Annotated in this window: 18 protein-coding genes; 3 read left to right on the plus strand and 15 right to left on the minus strand. The window is 74.1% G+C overall.

The window, feature by feature from the left end; translation table 11 throughout:
- Positions 1 to 115: 115 nt before the first annotated feature.
- The 3 genes from ABWK59_RS13225 to ABWK59_RS13235 form a co-directional block, all read right to left on the minus strand.
- On the minus strand, positions 116 to 1,660 hold the full coding sequence (locus ABWK59_RS13225; protein WP_354640746.1) for a cellulose binding domain-containing protein: 1,545 nt from the start codon (positions 1,658 to 1,660) through the stop codon (positions 116 to 118).
- A gap of 236 nt (positions 1,661 to 1,896) precedes the next feature.
- A complete protein-coding gene (locus ABWK59_RS13230) occupies positions 1,897 to 3,279 on the minus strand; it encodes a sensor histidine kinase (RefSeq protein ID WP_354644936.1) in 1,383 nt (460 codons plus the stop codon).
- A gap of 173 nt (positions 3,280 to 3,452) precedes the next feature.
- Positions 3,453 to 4,154 (minus strand): response regulator transcription factor, encoded by a 702-nt coding sequence (locus ABWK59_RS13235; RefSeq protein ID WP_354640748.1) that lies wholly within the window; start codon positions 4,152 to 4,154, stop codon positions 3,453 to 3,455.
- A gap of 155 nt (positions 4,155 to 4,309) precedes the next feature.
- Here ABWK59_RS13235 and ABWK59_RS13240 point away from each other — a divergent pair, with 155 nt between their 5' ends.
- Positions 4,310 to 4,870 (plus strand): hypothetical protein, encoded by a 561-nt coding sequence (locus ABWK59_RS13240; protein ID WP_354640749.1) that lies wholly within the window; start codon positions 4,310 to 4,312, stop codon positions 4,868 to 4,870.
- Positions 4,871 to 4,958: 88 nt separating this feature from the next.
- Here ABWK59_RS13240 and ABWK59_RS13245 read toward each other — a convergent pair whose 3' ends face one another.
- Positions 4,959 to 5,528, minus strand: coding sequence for a VOC family protein (locus ABWK59_RS13245; RefSeq protein WP_354640750.1), 570 nt, complete (start codon positions 5,526 to 5,528; stop codon positions 4,959 to 4,961).
- Positions 5,529 to 5,714: 186 nt separating this feature from the next.
- On the opposite strand from ABWK59_RS13245, the gene ABWK59_RS13250 reads away from it, so the two are divergent.
- A complete protein-coding gene (locus tag ABWK59_RS13250) occupies positions 5,715 to 6,197 on the plus strand; it encodes an Lrp/AsnC family transcriptional regulator (protein ID WP_354640752.1) in 483 nt (160 codons plus the stop codon).
- A gap of 89 nt (positions 6,198 to 6,286) precedes the next feature.
- Here ABWK59_RS13250 and ABWK59_RS13255 read toward each other — a convergent pair whose 3' ends face one another.
- From ABWK59_RS13255 to ABWK59_RS13285, 7 genes are all read right to left on the minus strand, one after another.
- Complete coding sequence (locus tag ABWK59_RS13255; RefSeq protein WP_354640753.1) at positions 6,287 to 7,123, minus strand: S16 family serine protease; 837 nt, start codon at positions 7,121 to 7,123, stop codon at positions 6,287 to 6,289.
- Positions 7,124 to 7,156: 33 nt separating this feature from the next.
- A complete protein-coding gene (locus ABWK59_RS13260; protein WP_354640755.1) occupies positions 7,157 to 7,807 on the minus strand; it encodes an IclR family transcriptional regulator in 651 nt (216 codons plus the stop codon).
- Positions 7,808 to 8,341: 534 nt separating this feature from the next.
- Complete coding sequence (locus ABWK59_RS13265; RefSeq protein ID WP_354640756.1) at positions 8,342 to 8,749, minus strand: DUF2752 domain-containing protein; 408 nt, start codon at positions 8,747 to 8,749, stop codon at positions 8,342 to 8,344.
- 104 nt (positions 8,750 to 8,853) lie between these two features.
- A complete protein-coding gene (locus tag ABWK59_RS13270; protein ID WP_354640758.1) occupies positions 8,854 to 9,090 on the minus strand; it encodes a TM2 domain-containing protein in 237 nt (78 codons plus the stop codon).
- A 306-nt stretch (positions 9,091 to 9,396) separates the two neighbouring features.
- Positions 9,397 to 11,250 (minus strand): DEAD/DEAH box helicase, encoded by a 1,854-nt coding sequence (locus tag ABWK59_RS13275; protein WP_354644937.1) that lies wholly within the window; start codon positions 11,248 to 11,250, stop codon positions 9,397 to 9,399.
- A 146-nt stretch (positions 11,251 to 11,396) separates the two neighbouring features.
- Positions 11,397 to 11,795 (minus strand): type II toxin-antitoxin system death-on-curing family toxin, encoded by a 399-nt coding sequence (locus tag ABWK59_RS13280; protein ID WP_354640760.1) that lies wholly within the window; start codon positions 11,793 to 11,795, stop codon positions 11,397 to 11,399.
- On the minus strand, positions 11,792 to 11,989 hold the full coding sequence (locus ABWK59_RS13285; protein ID WP_354644938.1) for an Arc family DNA-binding protein: 198 nt from the start codon (positions 11,987 to 11,989) through the stop codon (positions 11,792 to 11,794). Before ABWK59_RS13285 ends, ABWK59_RS13280 begins: the two co-directional genes overlap by 4 nt.
- Before the next feature lie 184 nt (positions 11,990 to 12,173).
- Here ABWK59_RS13285 and ABWK59_RS13290 point away from each other — a divergent pair, with 184 nt between their 5' ends.
- On the plus strand, positions 12,174 to 12,620 hold the full coding sequence (locus ABWK59_RS13290) for an SsgA family sporulation/cell division regulator (protein WP_354640761.1): 447 nt from the start codon (positions 12,174 to 12,176) through the stop codon (positions 12,618 to 12,620).
- A gap of 37 nt (positions 12,621 to 12,657) precedes the next feature.
- On the opposite strand, the gene ABWK59_RS13295 is transcribed toward ABWK59_RS13290, so the two are convergent.
- The 4 genes from ABWK59_RS13295 to ABWK59_RS13310 all read right to left on the minus strand — a co-directional run bounded on the left by ABWK59_RS13295 (position 12,658) and on the right by ABWK59_RS13310 (position 19,777).
- Complete coding sequence (locus tag ABWK59_RS13295; RefSeq protein ID WP_354640763.1) at positions 12,658 to 15,180, minus strand: bifunctional lysylphosphatidylglycerol flippase/synthetase MprF; 2,523 nt, start codon at positions 15,178 to 15,180, stop codon at positions 12,658 to 12,660.
- A complete protein-coding gene (locus ABWK59_RS13300) occupies positions 15,177 to 16,487 on the minus strand; it encodes an alpha/beta hydrolase (RefSeq protein ID WP_354640764.1) in 1,311 nt (436 codons plus the stop codon). The genes ABWK59_RS13295 and ABWK59_RS13300 overlap by 4 nt, the downstream gene beginning before the upstream one ends.
- 18 nt (positions 16,488 to 16,505) lie before the next feature.
- Complete coding sequence (locus ABWK59_RS13305; RefSeq protein WP_354644939.1) at positions 16,506 to 17,072, minus strand: class F sortase; 567 nt, start codon at positions 17,070 to 17,072, stop codon at positions 16,506 to 16,508.
- A 98-nt stretch (positions 17,073 to 17,170) separates the two neighbouring features.
- A complete protein-coding gene (locus ABWK59_RS13310) occupies positions 17,171 to 19,777 on the minus strand; it encodes a phosphatidylglycerol lysyltransferase domain-containing protein (RefSeq protein WP_354640766.1) in 2,607 nt (868 codons plus the stop codon).
- Positions 19,778 to 19,875 lie beyond the last annotated feature (98 nt).

The following is a 19,875-nucleotide window of genomic DNA, read 5'->3' on the forward strand; positions in this document are numbered from 1 at the left end:
CCCGCCGTCCGGGAGTCCTGCCGGCGCGGGGTCGGCCGGCTACGGCGGCGGTCGGGGCGTCCTGGGGTCGTCTGCGGTCGTCTGCGGTCGTGAAGCGCGGACGGGCGCCGAGCCGTCAGCCGGTGAAGGCGCCGAACGCGCGGGTGAAGGCGAGCGGCTGCTGGTCGATGCTGCTGCAGCTGGCGTCGGCGAACTGCTTCGGGCCGCCGGGGCAGGCCTTGTCGCGGGTGCCGGACCACATGGCGAGCCAGGCGAGGTGCTTGGTCTTGGCGAACTCGGCCAGCTGGGTGGCGTCGGCGACGGTGAAGACCTCGCTGGCGACGTCGTTGACGCCGATCATCGGGGTGACCGCGACCTTGGCCCAGGCGGCGGCGTCGCCGAGGCCGAGCACGCTCTTGACCTGTGCCTGGGTGGCGGTGGCGGCGGCGATGGCGAACTTCCCCATCTGGCCCTGCGGGTTGGGGGCGGCGCCGTCGCCGTAGTCCATGGCCATGATGTTGACCGCGCCGATGTCCACGCCGTTGGACTTGGCGTTGGCGACGAGGTTGACGCCGTCCTGGGTGAGGCCGCTGGGCAGCGCGGGGAGGGTGTAGGAGACGTCGAGCGGGCGGCCCTTGGCGGCGGCGGTCTTCTGCAGCTGGGCGATGGCCTGGGCGCGGCGGGTGTTGGCGGCGGTGTCGCCGAGGGCGCCGCCCTCCACGTCGAAGTCGACCTTGGTGAGGCCGAAGGCGTCCACGGCCTTCTGGTACGCGGCGGCGAGGTCGCCCGCGGAGGTGCAGGTGAGGGCGAGCTCGCTGCCGTTGGCGCCGCCGAAGGACACCCGGACGTCGCCGCCGAGGGCGCGCAGGGCGTTGATCTGCCCGGCGACCGCGTCGCTGCCGAGGTCGGTGACGCCGCCCCACTTGGGGGTGCAGCCGCCGCCGGAGACCAGGAAGGCCAGGGTGAAGTTCTTGACGCCGGTGGCCTTGGCGGTGCCGACCAGGTCGAACGGCGGGAAGAGCGAGGTGTCGACGTACGGCGCGAAGCGGGCGCCGGCGGGCACCGGAGTGGAGGTCGGCGTCGGCGTCGGTGTCGGGGTCGGCGTGGTCGGGCCGGTGGTGGGCTTGGTGGCGGTGGCGCTCGGCTTGGGCGAGGCCGTGCCGGTGCTCGGGCTGGGCGCGGGGGTGGTGGGGGTGCCGGTGGGACGGCCGCTGGGGGTGGGGGCGGGGCCGGCGGTGCAGGAGACGTCGTTGATCTTGCAGTTGCCGGGCTCGGCCTGGGCGGCGCCGCTGCCCTGGACGACGAAGCCGACGTCGACGGTACGGCCGGCCTCGATCCGCTTGTTCCAGCTCTCCGGCTTCACGGTGACGTGCCGGCCGGAGGCGGTGAAGGAGGCGTTCCACAGCGAGGAGATCTTGGCGCCCTCGGGCAGGTCGAAGCTGAGGGTCCAGTCCTCCAGGGCCTTCGAGCCGGGGTTGTTGACCACGTACTGGCCGGTGTAGCCGGAGTCCCAGGTGCTGGTCCGGCTGTACACGGCGCCGACCGAGGCCGCGCTGGCGGAGGTGGCGAGGACGGTCACCCCTCCGGCGACCAGGGCCGCGGCGACGGCGGTGGCGCCGAGGAGGGCGCCCTTGCGGCTACGACGGCGGTGGCCGGAGCGTCGGGTGGGCTGGCTCGTCATGTCGGGTTACCTCCGCGGGGACGGTGGACGCCGGAGCCTCCCTCAGCCCCGGCACCCCGGACGCTAGCGGGGACGAACCGCCCGAACCGGACCGATCAGGCAGTCGAACACCTCCCTTAGGACGCCGTTAAGGAACCCGCCGGAGAACCCGCCCTGCCGCACCCCGGCCCACCGCCCGGCGGCCCGCCGCACCCCCGGCCCGCCGGCCCGCCGCCCGCCCCGAGAACAGCCCGCCGTCAGGGAAGCCGCCGTGGCACCCGCCGCCCGCCCCGGCGCCGGGTCTGGCGCGGCAGTCCGGCGTCCGGCCGGGTCTGCAGCCGGAGGCTGATCTCGGCGCCGCCGAGGACCGCGGAGCGGCCGAGCCCGACCTCGCCGCCGGTGGCCTCGGCCAGCTTGCGGACGATGTCCAGGCCGAGTCCGGTGGAGCCCTCGCCGCCGTGGCCGGCGCCGCGTTCGATGGCGGCGGCGGGGTCGCTGAAGCCGGGTCCGCCATCTCCGACCAGCACGATCACCGCGTCGGGGCCGACCAGCAGGTCGACCGAGAAGGCGGTGCCCATGGCGGTGTGCCGGAAGACGTTGCCGAGCAGGGCGTCCACGGCGGCGGCCAGGTCCCCGCGCTGGACCGGGACGGGGGCGGGCCGGTCGGCGCCGGCCAGGTTCCAGGACCGTCCCTCGTCCTCGGCGAGGGCCGACCAGAAGCCGACCCGTTCGCGGATCACCTCCACCGCGTCGCAGCCCAGGGTGACCGCGGGGGCGTCGTCGGGGGCACGGCGGGCGGATCGGATGATCTGGTCCACCTCGCGCTCCAGCTGGGCGACGGCGTGCCGGGTGGCGTCGGCGGCGTCGCCGTCGCCGAGCGAGGCGGCGTTCAGGCGGAGCACGGTGAGCGGGGTGCGCAGCCGGTGGGAGAGGTCGGCGGCGAGTTCGCGTTCGGCGGCGAGCAGGTGGACGACGCGGTCGGCCATGGCGTTGAAGGCGGCGCCGGCCTCGCGGAGTTCCTCGGGTGCGCCGGCGGACTGCCGGCCGTCGAGCGGGACGCGGACGGCGAGGTTGCCGCCGCCGAGGGAGCGGGCGGCGGCGGCGAGCCGGCGGGCGGAGCCGACGATCCGGGCGCCCATCCGGTCGGCGACCAGGACGGAGATGGCGACCAGCGCGGTGGCCACGCCGCTGAGGACCAGCCAGGCGGTGGCCACGCCGCGGGTGAGGTCCTCGTCGGCGACGTACACCTCGACCACGGCGACCCGGTTCTTCTCACCGACGGCGACGGGCTGGAGCAGGGCGAAGCCGCCGGGGGCGGCGACGGTGAAGGAGCGGCCCTGGATCCGGGCGGTGGACAGGTCGGCGGCGGTGGAGCGGGCCTCGCCGACCGTCACCCCGGAGGGCAGGTGGACGGCGATCCGGTCCTGGGCGCCGGCGTCGGTGGACGCGAGGGCGCGGGCGATGGCGTCCCGCTCGGTGGTGATGGCCAGGGCCGGGCCGAGGGCGGCGGCCTGCCGTTCGGCGGCGGTGAACGCCCGGTCGCGGGCGGTCTGCTGGACCATCAGGCCGAGCGGGATGAGGAAGGCGAGCGCGACCATGGTGGTGCCGGCGATGGCGGCCCGGATGAGGGCCCAGCGCAGGGACCGGGTGAGCCGCCGCGGACCGCGCGGCCCGCCCTCCTGCGGCGGTGTCCCGGCCCCGGATCCGGCACCGCCCCCGCCCGTACCGCCGCGCGCCGCGGCACCCCGCGCCGGACCGCCGCCCGGTGCCGCCTCACGCCGTCCGGCCTCACGCGGTCCGGCCTCACGCGGTGTCATGTCGCGCACACCGGCCCGCCGGGCGCCTCCAGCCGGACCCCGACCCCGCGCACCGTGTACAGGTAGCGGGGGTTGGAGGCGGTCTCGCCCAACTTCCGCCGCAGCCAGGAGAGGTGGACGTCGATGGTCTGGTCCCCGCCGTAGGTCTGCCGCCAGACCTCGGCGAGGATCTCCTTGCGCGGGACGACCACGCCGGGGCGGGCGGCGAGGTAGGCGAGCAGGTCGAACTCGCGGCGGGTGAGGTCGAGCGGGCGGCCGTCGAGGACGGCCTGCCGGCGCTGCGGGTCGACGACCAGCCCGCCCACTCTCAGCACCTGCGGGGTCGCGGCGGCGCCGCCGCCGAGGCGGCGCAGCACGGCGGCCATCCGGGCGGTGAGGTGTTCCCCGGAGAACGGTTTGACCAGGTAGTCGTCGGCGCCGTCGTTGAGCAGCCGGACGATCTCGGCCTCGTCGTCCCGGGCGGTGGAGATGATCACCGGGACGTTGGTCAGGCCGCGGATCATCTTGAGCGCCTCGCTGCCGTCCAGGTCCGGCAGGCCGAGGTCCAGGATCACCAGGTCGCAACCGACTTGGGCGACCTCGCGCAGGGCCTCCAGTGCGGTGCCCACGCTGCGGACGGCGTGGCCGGACTCGGACAGGTGGCGGATGAGGGCGGAGCGGACGAAGGGGTCGTCCTCGACCACGAGCACTGTTGCCATGGGCCTGCACGGTACGCCAGATGGGCGGTGGTCTGTACCTCGGGTGGCGGACCCGGTTTCCGGGCGGAGTCGGACCGCAACGTTTCTGCAAGGTTTCTGCCGATTGCCAGGGGCGCTGATCTGCCGCGGGCCCCGATGGTGCAGGATGGGCCCGCATGCGGAGCGGACTGGTACATCTCGGCGCCTGGGCGGCGGCCACCGGGGCGGCGGTGGCGCTGTCCTGGCTCGGCGTGCACGCGGTGCTGGCGGACACGGTGTTCGAGCAGCCGACCGCGGTGCCGCTGCCGCCCGCGGCCGAGCGGAGCCCTGACACCTCGTCGGACGCGCCCCAGCCGGCGGCCGAGACCTCGGCCTCCGCCTCGCCCGCCCAGGCCTCCCCCTCGCCCTCGGCGTCCTCCCCGGCCGGCTCGCCGTCGGCTCCGGCGAGCCCGACCGGCCCGGCGACCGGCCGGCCGGCCACCTCGTCCCCGCCGACCGGGTCGACCGGTTCGACCAGTTCGGTGAAGAGCTACCGGGTGCCGGGCGGCCGGGTGGCGCTGGACATCCGCACCGAGGACGCGCAACTGGTCTCGGCCACCCCGGATCCGGGCTGGCAGATGCAGGTCTGGCACGGCGACCACTGGATGCGGATCGACTTCTCCCAGGAGAACCGCACCAGTTCGGTGTTCGTCACCTGGAACGGCCACCCGCCCACCGTCCAGACCGTCCCGGGCTGACCCTCCCGGACACACGGACCGGATGCACGGACCGGACGCACGGACCGGACGCACGGACCGGGGGCCACTGGCCGGCGCCGCGGAGGTCTCAGACCAGCGAGCCGGTCGGCGGCCGCAGCTCGGGCGGGACCGGCAGGTAGCCGGGCAGGTAGGGGCCGCTGTAGGCGGTGCGCTCGACCAGGGTGTGCCGCAGGCCGCCGGGGGCGCCGACCGCGGCCAGCACCACCGTGCCGTAGCGGTCGGTGAGTTCGTACGGTTCGGTGATCGGGTGGGCGCCGCGGTCCACGGCGTAGTCGTACGCGGCGTAGCCGTCGGGCACGTCCAGGACGAGGTCGGTGACGCCCTCGCCGTACCGGTCGAGGTGGTCGGCGAGCCGGCGGCCGCGGTCGGTGAGGACCTGGAGGACCGAGGTGAGCACGTAGCGGGTGGGGCCGCACTGGAAGACGTAGCCGACGGTCTCCGGGTCGCCGGTCTCCGGGCCGCTGTAGGCGGTGCACGGCAGGGCGAGGGTGGCGCAGTAGTAGTGGGCGGCCCGGCGGGCGTCGTGGACGGCGAGGTGGACGGCGTCGGGTCCGGCGACCGGCCGGAAGCCGTCGGGGGCTCCGGCGGCGGGCGGTACGGCGGTCGCGGTCGAAGCGGCGGTGAAGATGTGGGTCAAGGCACTCCTCCCCTGTGGCCTTCCCTGGCCCCGGGTGCGGTGCGGGGCCGGCACCACGGGGTGTGCAGGAGGGTGACGGTCGCCGGATCGATGCGCAACTGTTCCGTTTCCTCCTGGGCAAGCTGCGCTCCGTGGCCGGAAAATGGCGGCAGCAGCTGGACAGTTTGACCATCGGACGGAGCCGCCGTGCACTCCCCCAACGACGCCATCGACGCGCTCGACGGAAAGTTGATCAGACTTCTCAGCGAGGAACCGCGGATCGGCGTGCTGGAGTGCTCGCGCCGGCTGCAGGTGGCGCGCGGGACGGTGCAGGCCCGGCTGGACCGGCTGCAGGCGAAGGGCGTGATCGGCGGGTTCGCCCCGCAGGTGGACCCGGGGGCGCTCGGCTATCCGGTGACGGCCTTCGCCACGCTGGAGATCTCGCAGGGCCAGGGCTCCGACGTCCGGGCCCATCTGGCCGCCGTCCCGGAGGTGTTGGAGCTGCACACCATCACCGGGCAGGGCGACATGCTGGTCCGGATCGTGGCCCGGTCCAACGCGGACCTGCAGCGGGTGATCGACCGGGTGGTGGGCTTCGACGGGATCGTCCGGGCCTCCACGGCCATCGCCCTGGAGAACCCGGTGCCGTACCGGATCCTGCCCCTGGTGGAGCAGGCCGCCCGGGAGTGACCGGGGCGGCCGTGAGTGGCCGGGCGGCCGAGGGTGGCCGGAGCGGCCGAGGGTGGCCGGAGCGGCCGGCGGCCCGCCCGGGCCCGGGATCAGGACGACGCGCAACTCGGCACGTTGCCGCCGCTGTTGAGCGCGTTGAGCGAGGCGACCGCGTCCTCGACGGTGGTGACCGGGATCAGCCGCAGACCCTCGGGGGTGTTGACCCGGGCCTCGCCGCACTCGTCCCGGGGCACCAGGAAGACGGTGGCGCCGTCCCGGGCGGCGGCCTGGGTCTTCAGCGGGACGCCGCCGACCGGACCGATCCGGCCCTGCGCGTCCACCGTGCCGGTACCGGCGATCACCTTGCCGCCGGTGAGGTCGCCGCCCTTGCCGTCGCCGTCGAGCTTGTCGATGATGCCGAGCGCGAGCATCTGGCCGGCGCTGGGGCCGCCGATGTCGCCGAGGTAGATCGAGACCTTGACCTGCTCGGGCGACAGGTGCAGGTAGTTGAGGGCCGCCAGGGTGGCGCTGTCCTGCGACTCGGTCATCTGCCGCTCGGACTCCTGGTGGGCGTCCTGCGGGTCCTCCTCCGGGTAGACGGCCTCCGAGGGCAGCACCGCCTCCTCCTGGTTCCACCAGGCGTCCAGGGCCCGCCACAGGGTCAGCGTCTGGCCGGGGTTGGTGGCCTGGATGGTGACCATGCGCAGCTGCCCGCTGGTCGTCCTGACGGGTGCTCCGGTGATGGTGATGACCGGTCGGGGCGGTTCGCCGCTCCCGGGCGGGCTGTAGCTGCCGAGGGTGTCCACGGTGAGGCCCGGCTGGGTGAGCGTGTACGGGAGCGGGGCGAACGCCCCCACCGCGAGGAGGACGCCGACCAGCGTCCCGCACAGCGCCAGCGCGCGGGTCTTGGGAGCGGTGAGGGCCGGGGGCAGCTTGGCAGGAGACACATCCGCATCCAAACACACCCGGCCCGCGCCGTGTCAGCGCAGCGCGTCGGCCACCTCGGTGGCAGCCTCGACCACGCGCGGCCCGACCCGTTCGGGCACCAGACCGTTGAGCATCACCACGCCGACGCTGCCCTCGATGCCGCTCAGTCCGAGCAGGGCGGCGGCGGCGCCGCTGGCCCCGGACTGCTCCTCCGCGCGGGTGATCACGAAGCCCTGGTCGGGCCGGCGCTGGCCGGGGAAGTTGCGGGCCTCCAGGATCGCCCGGCCGGCCGCGCTCTCGCTGAGCGGGTGGCGCAGGCCGGTCCGGTAGGCGACGTGGAAGTCGGTCCAGGTCGGTTCGACCACGGCGACGGCCAGCGCCTCGTTGCCGTCCACCAGGGTCAGGTGGGCGGTGGCGCCGAGGTCCTCGGCGAGGCTGCGCAGGGCCGGCAGGGCGGCCTCGCGGAGCAGCGGGTGCACCCGGTGGGCGAGCCGGAGGACACCCAGGCCGACCCGGGCCCGGCCGCCGATGTCCCGGCGGACCAGACCGTGCTGCTCCAGGGTGGCCAGCAGGCGGTAGACCACCGTCCGGTTGACGGCGAGGCGGGCGGCCAGCTCGGTCACGGTCAGGCCGCGCTCGGAGTCGGCGAGCAGTTTGAGGACCCGGACACCTCTGTCCAGGGTCTGGGAGGTTTCAGCAGTCACGACGCGCAAGTCCTTTCCGCGACGGTCGCCGGCCGGCGGTGGTGCCGGTGCCGGGACGGAGAATTCGCGCGCAGGTGGGGTGTCCGCGCTGGAACGCACGCGGTGGCGCCATTGCCGTCCACGTCGTTCTGCGGTGCTCTGCCCGGGTCGGGGTGGTCGGTTCGAGAGAGCGTGGGGGAAAGGTAGTGAACGGGAGTGGCGCGGGGGAAGTAGTTGTCCAAAATCCGATCGGGATCGACGCGTTATCGAAATGAAAATCCGGGCGAAACCACCCAAGAGGACACCACAAAGGGAACACCAGTTCGATAACACTCCGGAGTCCGGACACCTGGCTCGACGCCGGGGGTCGCCGGAGCGGACCCGGAAGGGCCCGCCGGGGGCAGGGGGGCGGGCAGCGGACCGGGGAGGCACCCACCGCACGCCGCAGCACGCCGGCGCGAGCAGGGCGTGATCCGAGCAGGTTCGGAGCGGGTTCGGAGCGGGTTCGGAGCGGATGGCGAGCGCGAGATCCGGCCACCGGCGCGGCGCGCGGGCTCAGAACAGGTTGCGGGCGATCGTCCAGCCGGCCGCGGCGGTCAGCAGCACGGCGATGGCGGGCGGGCTGAGCCGCAGCCGCCAGCGGCGTCCGGCCAGGCCGTGCCGGAGCCAGGTGAGGTAGAGCGCCGCCACCAGCGGCAGGGAGAGCAGCAGGGCCGCGTTGTCCTGCCAGGCCGCGGCCAGGTCGCCGTGCAGCAGGTCGTACGCCATGCGGGTGCCGCCGCAGCCGGGGCACTGGAGGCCCGTCAGCCGGCGCCAGGGGCAGAACGGGAGGAACTGGCCGGACAGGTGCGGGTCCCGCGGCCACAGGTAGGCCGCCCCGGCCAGGCCGGCGCCGAGCAGCGCCAGCGGAGGCGCGGCCGTCCGCAGCCGCTCCGCACGCGGACCGGACGCCAGGCCGGACATGGGCCCGGACGACGGGCCGGCCGCGCCGGGAACGCCGCCACCCCCGCCCCCGGTGCGGTCACCGGGACGGGGGTGCGGGCGTGGGCGCGAACCCGGACGCAACGTCAGCCGCGGAGCTTGCGGCCCTGGGCGTCGGTGCGGGTGTCGCTGACCAGGAAGATGATGCCGTCGATCAGGGCCCAGAAGCCCAGGCCGCCGCAGGTCAGGAGCTGGGCGACACCCATGCCGACGTGGCCGGTGTAGAAGCGGCCGATGCCGAACCCGCCGAGGAAGATCTGCAGCAGACCGGCCACGACCTTCGACTTGTCGGACAGCTCGGGGGTGGGGTTGGCGTAGGACACGGTTGGTTCGACTCCTTAGTGACGGCATGCCACGGACGTACGGTCGGACGGGACCACGTGGCGGGACAGGGCCGTCTCGTCATGCGATGGATGTGCCGGGGCGCTCACCTCGAAGAGATCGTCAGGCGCCGCAGCACGCGGAAGATTAGCGGATCATCAGACCAATGTCTCCACGGTTATTTTGCGATCACATGACGAACGACCCGCCCCCCGATGAACCGGGGGACGGGTCGATGACAGGTCGGGAACGAAGGACTGGTGCGGCGTCAGCCTTGGCCGGCCGGAGTCAGCTCCTGCTGGCCGACGTCAGCCCTTCGTGGCCCATTCGCGGATCCGCCCGATCCGCGCCTTGAGCTGGTTCGCCGTCGCCTGGGCGGTGATCGGTCCGCCGCACTGCCGGCGCAGCTCGTTGTGGATGGTGCCGTGCGGCTGGGTGGTGCGGTGGTGCCAGGCGGCGACCAGCGCGTTGAGCTCCTTGCGCAGCTCGCGCAGTTCCTGATGGGTCACCACCGGCCGCTGCTCGGCGGGCAGCTCGATCAGGTCGGCCTCCTCGGCGGGCCTGGCCTTGGAGCGCTGGATCTGCCGGTGCTGCCGCTTCTGCAGCAGCATCTGCACCTGGTCCGGCTCCAGCAGGCCCGGGATGCCGAGGTAGTCCTCCTCCTCCTCGCTGCCCGGGTGCGCCTGCATGCCGAACTCCATGGCGTTGTACAGGACCCGGTCGAAGACCGCGTCGCTGCCCAGCGCCTCGTAGGAGAACTCCTCGCCGCCGGCGGTGTCCGGCCCGTCGTTGGCCCGCTCGGCCTCGGCGAGCAGCCGGTCCTCCTCGTCGAAGAGGCCCTCGCCCTCCTTCTTCGGCCGGTCCAGGACGTGGTCGCGCTGCAGCTCCATCTCGTTGGCGAAACCGAGCAGCATCGGGATGGTCGGCAGGAACACCGAGGCGGTCTCGCCGCGCTTGCGGGCACGCACGAAGCGGCCGACGGCCTGGGCGAAGAACAGCGGGGTGGAGATCGAGGTGGCGTACACGCCGACGCACAGCCGGGGCACGTCGACGCCCTCGGACACCATCCGGACCGCGACCATCCAGCGTGAGGTGCCCGCCGCGTAGTCGGAGATCCGCTGGGAGGCCTCGGCCTCGTCGGAGAGGACCAGGGTGACCTTCTCGCCGCTGATCTCGCGGAGCAGCTTGGCGTAGGCGCGGGCCACGTTCTGGTCGGTGGCGATCACGAGGCCGCCGGCGTCCGGGATGGCCTTGCGGACCTCGCTGAGCCGCCGGTCGGCGGCCTGCAGCACGCTCGGGATCCACTCGCCCTGCGGGGAGAGCGCGGTGCGCCAGGCCTGGGCGATCAGGTCCTTGGTCATCGGCTCGCCGAGCCGGGCCTCCAGCTCGTCGCCGGCCTTGGTGCGCCAGCGCATGTTGCCGCTGTAGGAGAGGAAGATCACCGGACGGACGACGTGGTCGGCCAGCGCGTGGCCGTAGCCGTAGGTGTAGTCGGCGACCGACTTGCGGATGCCGTCGCCGCCCGCCTCGTACTGGACGAACGGGATCGGGTTGGTGTCCGAGCGGAACGGCGTACCGGTCAGCGCGAGCCGCCGGGTGGCCGGCTCGAAGGCCTCGAAGCAGGCCTCGCCCCAGGACTTGGAGTCACCGGCGTGGTGGATCTCGTCCATGATCACGAGGGTCTTGCGGGCCTCGGTCCGGTTCCGGTGCAGCATCGGGTTGACGCCCACGCCGGCGTAGGTGACCACGATGCCCTGGTACTCCTTGGACAGCGGTCCCGAGGAGTACGCCGGGTCGAGCCTGATGCCTATCCGGGCGGCGGCCTCCGCCCACTGCTTCTTCAGGTGCTCGGTGGGCGCGACCACCGTCACCTGCTGCACCAGGTGGTTGTGCAGCAGGTAGGAGGCCAGGGTGAGGGCGAAGGTGGTCTTACCGGCGCCCGGGGTCGCCACCGCGAGGAAGTCGCGGGGCTGCTTCTCGATGTACTTGTCCAGCGCGCCCTGCTGCCAGGCGCGCAGCTTGCCGGCCGTACCCCAGGGGGCACGGCCCGGGAAGGCGGGCGAGAGGTGGTGCGAGGAACCGGCCTGCGACGGGCGCGGCGCGGTGGGGTGCACGGGGTGCGGCGCCGGATGCGGCGCGACGTCGGAGAACAGCGGGGTCATCGGCGAGGAGGCGGCAGTACTCACGGTCTCCGATTGGGGTCGTCGCAGGTCAGAGCAGGTATGGAAGCCCCGGCCCGCGGTCGGACGGCGGTCGTACAACCCGCCCAGCCTACCGGCCCGCGGAGCGTTGCCGGCGCGCGCCGCGCTCAGCCCGCGCCGGGCCGCGCCCCTTCGGCGAGCCCGCTGAGCCGGTCCGCGATCGCCCCCACCTCGGCCACCTCGCCGGCGGCCACACCGACCACCAGGTCGTACGCCGCGTCCTGGTCGATCCCGGCCATGTCGACCCCGTTGAGGTCGAGGAAGACCACCGCCGCCATCCAGGCGGTGCGCTTGTTGCCGTCCACGAACGGATGGTTGGAGGCCAGCGAGTGCAGCAGGGCGGCGGCCTTCTCGAAGAGCCCCGGATAGGCCTCCACCCCGAACATCTGCGAGCCCGGCCGGTGCGCCGCGGAGGCCACCAGCCCGAGGTCCCGCACCCCCACCTCCTGGCCCTGGCAGGCGTACTCGGCCAGCTCCAGGATCTCCAGGACTGTCAGGTACCTCACTCCCCCAGCCGCCTCAGCAGGTCGGCGTGCCGGGCCGCGTACTTCGCCCCCAGGCGTCGCACGTCCTCCCGCCCGGACTCCTCGTCCAGGTAGCGGTCGATCGCCCGCAGCACCACCGCGTGCATGCTCCGGCCCTCCTCCTCGGCGCGCCGGCGCAGGGCGTCCTGCTGTTCCTCGGTCAGTCGGAGATTCATCGCCATACCCGGCATGGTAGGAGCAGTGGGGTCATTCCGGTACCACTTTTCCGGGCCCCGATGTGACCGGGATCACCCGGTCCGGACGGAGGAATCCCGCCGAACCCGGTAAGGGTCCGCGCCCCGGCCGGTCTCCTCCTTCGGCGGGGCTGCCACGGGGGCGGCGACCGCACCGGGAGGCAGCATGTCCACGTCCGTCGTCGTCGAGCAGGCCGTCCGCGCCCGGCTGGTCCTCGGCACACGCCGCTCCGCCGCGCTGCGGGTCACCCTGCGCTACCGGCTGGACGACCCGCTGGCGGTGTGGCTGCTCTTCCCCGCCGAGTACGCCCTGGAGGGCGAGCCGGACGGCGGCGCCGGGACCGGGCCGGTCGAGGAGGTCCCCTGGGTGTTCGCCCGGGAGCTGCTGGCGGCGGGCCTGCGCGGCCCCGCCGGGGCCGGCGACGTGCACCTGAGCCCCGGCGCCGAGTGGACCCTGGTCGAGCTGCGGGCGCCCGAGGGCACCGCCCTCGTCCGCTTCCGCACCGAGGACCTGCGCCGCTTCCTCGCCCGCACCCTGGACGCCCTCCCCGAGGGCCGCGAGTTCGACCACCTCGACCCCGACCGCGCCCTCGCCGCGCTCCTCGGCTCCTGACCGGCCCGAGCCCGCGCCCGTGACGGCGGCCCCCGCCCTATACCGACAGCTTCCGCATCAGCCGCACCCCCTGCGCCGGCGTCATGTGCGGCAGGTACGCCTTCCCGATCGCCCGGGTGATCGCCGCCAGCGCCGCCGGGTCCGGGTACGTCATGTACATCGGCCGGTACTCCGGCTGGAACTTCGCCTTGAACGCCAGCAGCGACCGGAACCCGTACACCGGCTCCAGCACCCGCCCCATCCAGTCCAGCATCCGCTGCAGCGCCGTCGGCTCCCCGCCCCGGTCGGAGCGGGCCAGCGGCGCCCCGGAGAGGCTGAGGAACCGCGCGCCCTCCTCCTTGAAACCCAGCGCGGCGGAGGCGATCAGGAACTCCATCACCCCGCGGAACCCCTCCGACCGGCGGCGCATGAAGTCCAGCGTCCAGCCCACCGGCTCGCCGTCCCCGTACACCGGCATCCAGCTGGTGAGCCCGTGCACGGTGCGGTCCGCGTCCACGGCGACCAGCACCCGGACCGCCGGGTCGTCCAGCTCGTCCAGGCCGCCGAGGGTGAACCCCATCTCGGGCAGGCCCTTGTCGGAGACCCACTCCTCGGAGATCGACCGGATCTGGTCCTTGATCGCGATCGGGGCGTCCCGGTAGGTGTACCACTCGGCGGTGATGCCCTGCTTGCCGGCCTTGTTGAGGGAGGTCCGGATGTCCTGCCACTTCTTCCCGGTGAAGGCGAGGTCGGGCAGCGCCACCACGGTGTCCTCCGCGACCTGCAGCGAGCGCCAGCCGAGTTCCTCCGCCACGTCCAGCACCAGCTCGGTGCAGCTGTAGAAGCAGGGCGTCCAGCCCCGGGTGTCGCAGTACGCGGCGAACCCGGCGACCGCCCGCCGCCGCGCCTCCGGCTCGCCGAACGGGTCGCCGGTGGTGAGCGCCACCGGCGCCATGCCCACCGTGGCCAGCACCCGGTACGGCACGGCGGCCTTCCCGTCCCCGTCGAACCAGTAGTGGTTGCCGTCCCAGGTGGAGAGGAAGGAGAGCGTCGAGCCGCCGTGCCGCACCAGCAGCTCCCGGGCCCGCTCGGCGGCCTCGGCGTCCTCGTGCACCACCGGCCGGCGGAAGGCCAGCACCAGCGCCACCAGGGTCACCACCCAGAAGAACAGCCCGCAGTAGGTCTCCAGGAACCGCGCCCCGCCGCCGACCGCGATCGGGTAGTCCGGCAGCAGGTCGTTGTACGAGGGCGGCAAGAGCTCGGAGGGCAGGCCGACCAGGAACGCCCCGAAGCCCGGCCGCGGCTGGTACTGGTCCCGGACCAGCCACCCGATCCCGGCGTACGCCACGCAGCTGACCAGCAGCGCGCCGCCGACCACCAGGGCGAGCCGCCGGGTCACCCGGCGCGGCAGCCGCTGGTCGAAGCTGCGCCGGGTGACGGTCTGCAGCACCAGCATGGCCACCGGGAGCAGCAGCGCCTCCCCGATCAGCTCGAACAGGTAGCCGGTGCCGCCGGTGTCGGCGAACTCGTCGTAGCTGAGGGCGAGCAGCCAGCAGAGCACCGCGATCCAGGCGAGTTCGGTGATCACGGTGAGCCGCCAGGCGAGCCGGAGCCCGCGGCGCAGTCCCTCGGCGAGCACCAGCAGGACGACGGGGACGAGGGCGGCCATCAGCCGGCCGGGCGAGTCGAAGAACCGGTCCACCGAGTGGGCGCGGGCGCAGGCGTCGGCGGACTGCTCGCAGGCGATCCGGATCTCCTCGCTGGAGGGGACGTGCGAGAAGTACAGGTCGCCGAGGGTGTTGAAGGGTCCGATGGCGTCCTGGTAGAGCGAGGCGACGAGCGGGCCGATGGCGGCGGCGGCCAGGCAGAGGGCGACCAGGACCCGGGTCTCGGCGTGCGAGGCGCGCCGCGGCCGGGCCGGCAGCCTGTGGTGCAGCAGGGCGCCTAGGGCGAGTCCGATCAGCGCGCCGGCGAACCGCTGGACGCTCTGCAGGTGGCCGATGTACAGCATCATCACCAGCGGGACGAGGACGGTCAGGAGCCTCAGCCGGCGGCGCCAGAGCACGGTGAGCCGGTAGCTGAGCACCCCGGCGAGGGCGAAGGCGCCGGCGCCCGGACTGACCGCGATCTGGTGCTCGATCTCCTTCATCCAGCCGACGTCGGCGGAGACCCCGACCCGGACCACGGCGGTGCCCAGCAGGGTGCCCAGCACCTGGCCGGTGACCAGGACGCCGGCCGTGAGCGCGGTGCCGAGCCGGGTCTCGGCGAGCGGTCCGATGACGGCGAGCAGCAGGCTGATCACCACGTACGCGCCGGGGCCGGAGCACCACAGCAGGGAGCTGAAGGGGGTCCACCAGCGGCCGGCCTCCAGGGTGGGGAGGCCGACGCCGACGTGGGCGAGCAGCGTGGGGTCGGGTCCGTCGTCGAGGCTGGCGGTGGCGGCGCCGACCACCCAGAGCGCGATCACCAGGGCGATGGTGAGCGGTGCGGTGGTCAGCCGCTCCCAGAGCAGGCGGAGCAGCCGCAGCCAGCGCCGGCCGCCGTACTCGGCGGGCGGGGTGACGGGGGCGGCGTCGGTCATCGGATGAGTCCTGTCTGCTGGGCCAGCCAGGGGACGTTGTTCGCCAGCCCGGCTCGGAAGGTGTTCCAGTCGTGTCCGCCGGGGACGGTCTCGAACTTCGCCTTCATCCCGGCCTGGACGGCGGCGTTGTAGACCTTCTGCTGCTGCGGTCCGAACTCGCCGTCGCTGTTGCCGACCACGAAGGCGGCGGCGGTGTCGGGAAAGCGCTGGCGGGCCATCACGTGGAGCGGGTCGACGGCGTTGAAGGCGGCCTCGTCGCCGCCGAAGGCCTCCTGGACGGTCTGCTCGTGGCTGCCGAGGGTGGGTTCCTGCTGGCCGGAGATGTCCAGGAAGGAGCCGTAGACCTGGGGGGCGTTGACGGCCAGTTGGAGGGAGCAGGTGCCGCCGAGGGAGAGGCCGCCGATGGACCAGGCGCCGCGGCCGGTGCCGGTCTGCAGGTGGTCCTTGATCCAGTTCGGGACGTCATCGGCGAGGTAGGTCTGGGCCTGGGCGATCCTGGAGTTCATGCAGAGGCTGTTGCCCCAGGTGGACCCGGTCTCGTCGGCCACGACCACGATCGGGGCGAGGCCGTCGTGGGCGGCGGCGAAGGAGTCCATGGTGGTCTGCAGGGCGCCGGAGTTGACCCAGTCGGCGGGTTCGCCGGGCTGGCCGGCCATCAGGACGAGGACGGGCAGCAGCGGGCGGGGGCTGGTGTAGTAGGCGGGCGGCAGGTAGACGTACGCGTCGCGGGCCTGGAAGCCGGACTTGGTGCCGGGGATGGGGACGCTGGACAGGGTGCCCTTCTCGGGGAGGTCGGCGGGGCGTTTCCAGACCTCGGAGAGGGTCTTGCCGGGCGGGACGGCGACGGTGTTCGGGTCCCGGCCGGTGGGCAGGGCATGGGTCTCGGGGGAGAGCATGGCGCGGAGCGTCGGGTACTCCTGGTAGAAGCGGTTGACCTGCGAGGAGGCCATCACCACGACCACCACGGCCAGGCCGATCACGCCGAGCCGGGTGCGCCAGCGCATCGGTGCCCCGGCGGCGGGCACCAGGCGGGCGACGGCGAGGCAGAGGGCGAGGACGGCGAGCCCGACCCAGGAGGCGACCTCGTCGGGCAGGCCGTCGGGCCAGGGCTGCCACCAGTCGTCGATGGTGAACTTCACCAGGACGGTCAGGACGGCGGCGGCCACCAGGGCGCAGGGCAGCCGGACGGTCCACCAGTGCGGGAGGCCGGAGACGGCCAGGGCGACGAGGGCGGCGAACCCGAGCACCAGGATGATGTTCGGGATGGCGCCGTCGATCAGCGACCAGTCGAGCGGGTTCCAGGTCATCTCGGCGCGGTCCTCGGCTCAGGCCCGCACGGCGCGGACGAGGTGGGCGAAGACCACGACGTTGCCGTCGTAACCCTCGGGCTCGCGGTAGCCGCCGCCGCAGGTGATCAGCCGCAACTGGGCGTCGGGGGCGGCGGCGTAGACCGTGTGGTCGGGGAAGTCGCTGCGGCGGTAGGTCTCCACGGCGTCGACGGTGAAGTGGGCGCTGGAGCCGTCCTGGCGGGTCACCTCGAGGTGGTCGCCGCGGCGGAGGTCGCCGAGGCGGTAGAAGACGGCGGGGCCCTGCCGGGTGTCCACGTGGCCGGCCATGACGGCGGTGCCGCGCTGGCCGGGGGTGGTGCCGGCCCGGTACCAGCCGGCGAGGTTGGGCTCGGCGGGGGGCGGGGGTTCGAGGTGCCCGTCGGGGTCGAGGGCGAGGCCGGTGACGGGGGCGTCCACGCCGAGGGCGGGGATGCGGATCCGGGTGGGCGGGGAGGGCGGCAGCGACGGGACGACCGGGCGGGCGGCGTCGGCGCCGGGGGCGGCGAGGGCCTGGGCGGCGGTGGGTGCGGGGGGCAGGCCGTGGCCGCCGCCCTCGTTGATCATCCACGCTCCGAGCACCAGCGCCGTTCCGGCCGCCAGCGTGCCCGGCCAGGGACTCCTGCCCGGTTGCCCGCCCACCGTCACTCCCCTCTGACACAGGTTCAGGCCAGTGAATCCGTGCCGTCGTGGGGCGGCACTCCGGCGGCACCGTCCGGGTGACGGTCGCCGGTCAAGGCCGCTGGGGTGGGGGCGGCGCGGCCGCGGCGCAGGCGGGGACGGGTGAGGAGGCCCTCGGCGCCGGCGGCCGCGGTGGCGATGGCGGGCAGTTCGGTGGGCTTGTCGTAGAGCGCGAAGCGGGGGCGCCAGTCGGGGTGGAACCGGGCGTGCGACCGGTACAGGGACTCGCGGCGCCACCAGCGGACCAGGAGCCGCAGGACGGCGCGGACCAGGCGGAGCAGCAGGCCGCCGGCGGCGGGGCGGGCGCGGCGCTGCTCGGCGGTGCGGAAGGCGGCGTAGTTGAGGGAGACCCGGGTGACGTGGAGGTCGCCGCGGGCGGAGGCCAGCAGCACCTCGGTGATCAGGTACTCGGCGAGGCCCTCGTCGGATTCGCGGTCGCGGCGGATCAGGTCGAGGGTCAGGCCGTGAGCGCCCCAGGGGACGAGGTTGAGCAGGGCGCAGACGCGGTCGTTCTCGTCGCGGCACTCGGCGAGCAGGCAGTCGCCGTCGTCGGGGTCGCCGAGCCGGCCGAGGGCGGTGGCGAAGCCGCGTTCGGTGCGGCCGTGCCGCCAGGCGTCGGCGAGCCGGGCGAGGTCGGCGAGTTCGGCCGCGGGGATGTCGCGGTGGCGGCGGACGAGGGCGCGGTAGCCGGCGGCGCGGACCCGGTCGCGGGTCTCGCGCAGGGGGGTCATGGCCTGCCCGGTGAGGGTGAAGCCGGTGGTCTCGACGACGGCCTCCTCACCGAGTTCGACGACGTGCAGGCGGGCGTGCCGGGCGTAGGCGGCGCTGCCGCGCCGGCCGGCGCCGGTGACGGCGGGGATCCAGGCGTTGCCGCGGGCCTGGTCGATCCAGGCCTCGATGGCGCCGGGCCAGTGCTCGGGGGCGCCGACCGGGTCGCCGGAGACCAGCGAGACGCCGTTGACCACGCGGTGGACCACGGCGGCCTCGCCGGTCGGGGACCAGCAGGCGGCCTTGTCGCGGCGGAGGGCGAAGTAGCCGAGCGAGTCGCCGGCGCCGTGCCCGTCCAGCAGGGCGCGGAGCCGGCGTTCGTCCTCGGGGCGCAGCCGGAGCCGTCCGCGCGGGGAGCGGAAGAGCACCCGGAGGGAGAGCAGCAGCAGGGCGGCGCCGAGGAGGTTGAGCCCGAGGTCGACCCAGCCGGGGACGTCGATGTCGGAGTACTCGATGATGCCGGAGAGGGTGATCAGGCGGAGCAGGACGTACAGGACGGCCGCGCCCCAGCTGGGCGGGGCCTCGGCGTAGGTGAGGCGGACGACGGCGGCGCCGACCAGGGTGAGCAGGGCGAGGCCGGTGACCAGGACGGCGACGGCGAGGGTGACGTCGCCGCGCTCGCTGCGGACCCGGAAGAGGCCGCGGCCGAGGACGAGCAGGACCAGCAGGGCGAGGGTGATCGCGGCGGAGGCCCAGTTGAACGGGTGGCTGCGGTAGTCCTCGCTGGTCATGGCGGCGACGAAGGCGGCGGAGTAGACGCCGACCACGATGGTGGTGGCCATCCAGGCGGCGCGCTTGCGGCGGCGGAGCATGACCGAGAGCAGGCCGGCGAAGAGCGCGGCGGTGAAGCCGGCGGTCATCAGGACGGGGGTGAAGTACTGGCCGGTGTTGACCTGCTGGACCTGGGTGCGGAACGGTTCGACCAGGCCGGCGGCCACGTTGAGCAGGGCGGCGATCCGGACGTACCACTCGGCGGTGAGGGCGCAGCGGATCCGCCAGGGCTGCAGCGGTGCGGCGGGCGGCGGCGGGGGCGGCGGGGGTTCGACGGCGGCGGCGCGGCGGCGTTCGAGGACGGCGTCGGGGGCGCCGGCGACGGCGTCGTAGAAGCTGATCCTGGCGGCCTGGAGGCGGCGGTGGATGCGGGCCTCGCGGCGGTCGGCGCGGGCCATCCGGCGGGGGCGGCTGCGGTAGCGCCAGCGGGCCCAGGGGCTGTGCGGGCGGGCCAGGCGGACGGCGCCGACCAGGGCGAGCGGCCAGAGCATGATGCCGAGCAGTCCGGTCCAGGTCTTGCCCTTGAGCAGGGTGACGCCGACCAGGGAGAGCAGGATGACGGCGCCGACGACCTGACCGGCGGTCAGCGGGCCCTGGAAGCCGCCGAAGGGGAGTTCGCCGAGCAGCAGCAGGCCGATCATGGAGACGGCGAGCACCACGGCGTCCACCGAGGTGCGGCCCCGCTCGCTCCAGTAGACGTCCTCCAGGTGCAGGACCAGGGCGAACTCGTCGAGGACCAGGCCGGCGCCGATGCCGAAGCCGGCCGCGAAGACCAGCCGCCAGCCGCCGCCCTCGCCGCGGACGGTGAAGCCGGCGACGCCGCAGATCAGCATCAGGGCCTGGCCGAAGACGACGTGGTGGATGTGCAGGCCGCCGGGGGTGACGTTGCCCGGCCACCAGCTCGTGCCGCGCCGGATCATCCGCACGCTGAAGCGGATGAACAGGAAGGAGCCGACCAGGCCGAGCAGCAGCAGGAAGAGCGCCTCGCGGCCCTGCTCGACGATCCGCACCCCGGTCACGTCGAGCGTGGGGTCGAGCGCCGGGTGCCACATAGCGCCATCTGACGACGGATCAGTGGTCGGTCGCCACCGTTACGGCCGGTGGCTACGCCGAACGGCTGAGCGTCGCCCGGGTACCGTGCCCGTCACCC

The organism is Kitasatospora sp. HUAS MG31 (assembly GCF_040571325.1).
Classification (GTDB): Bacteria; Actinomycetota; Actinomycetes; order Streptomycetales; family Streptomycetaceae; genus Kitasatospora; species Kitasatospora camelliae.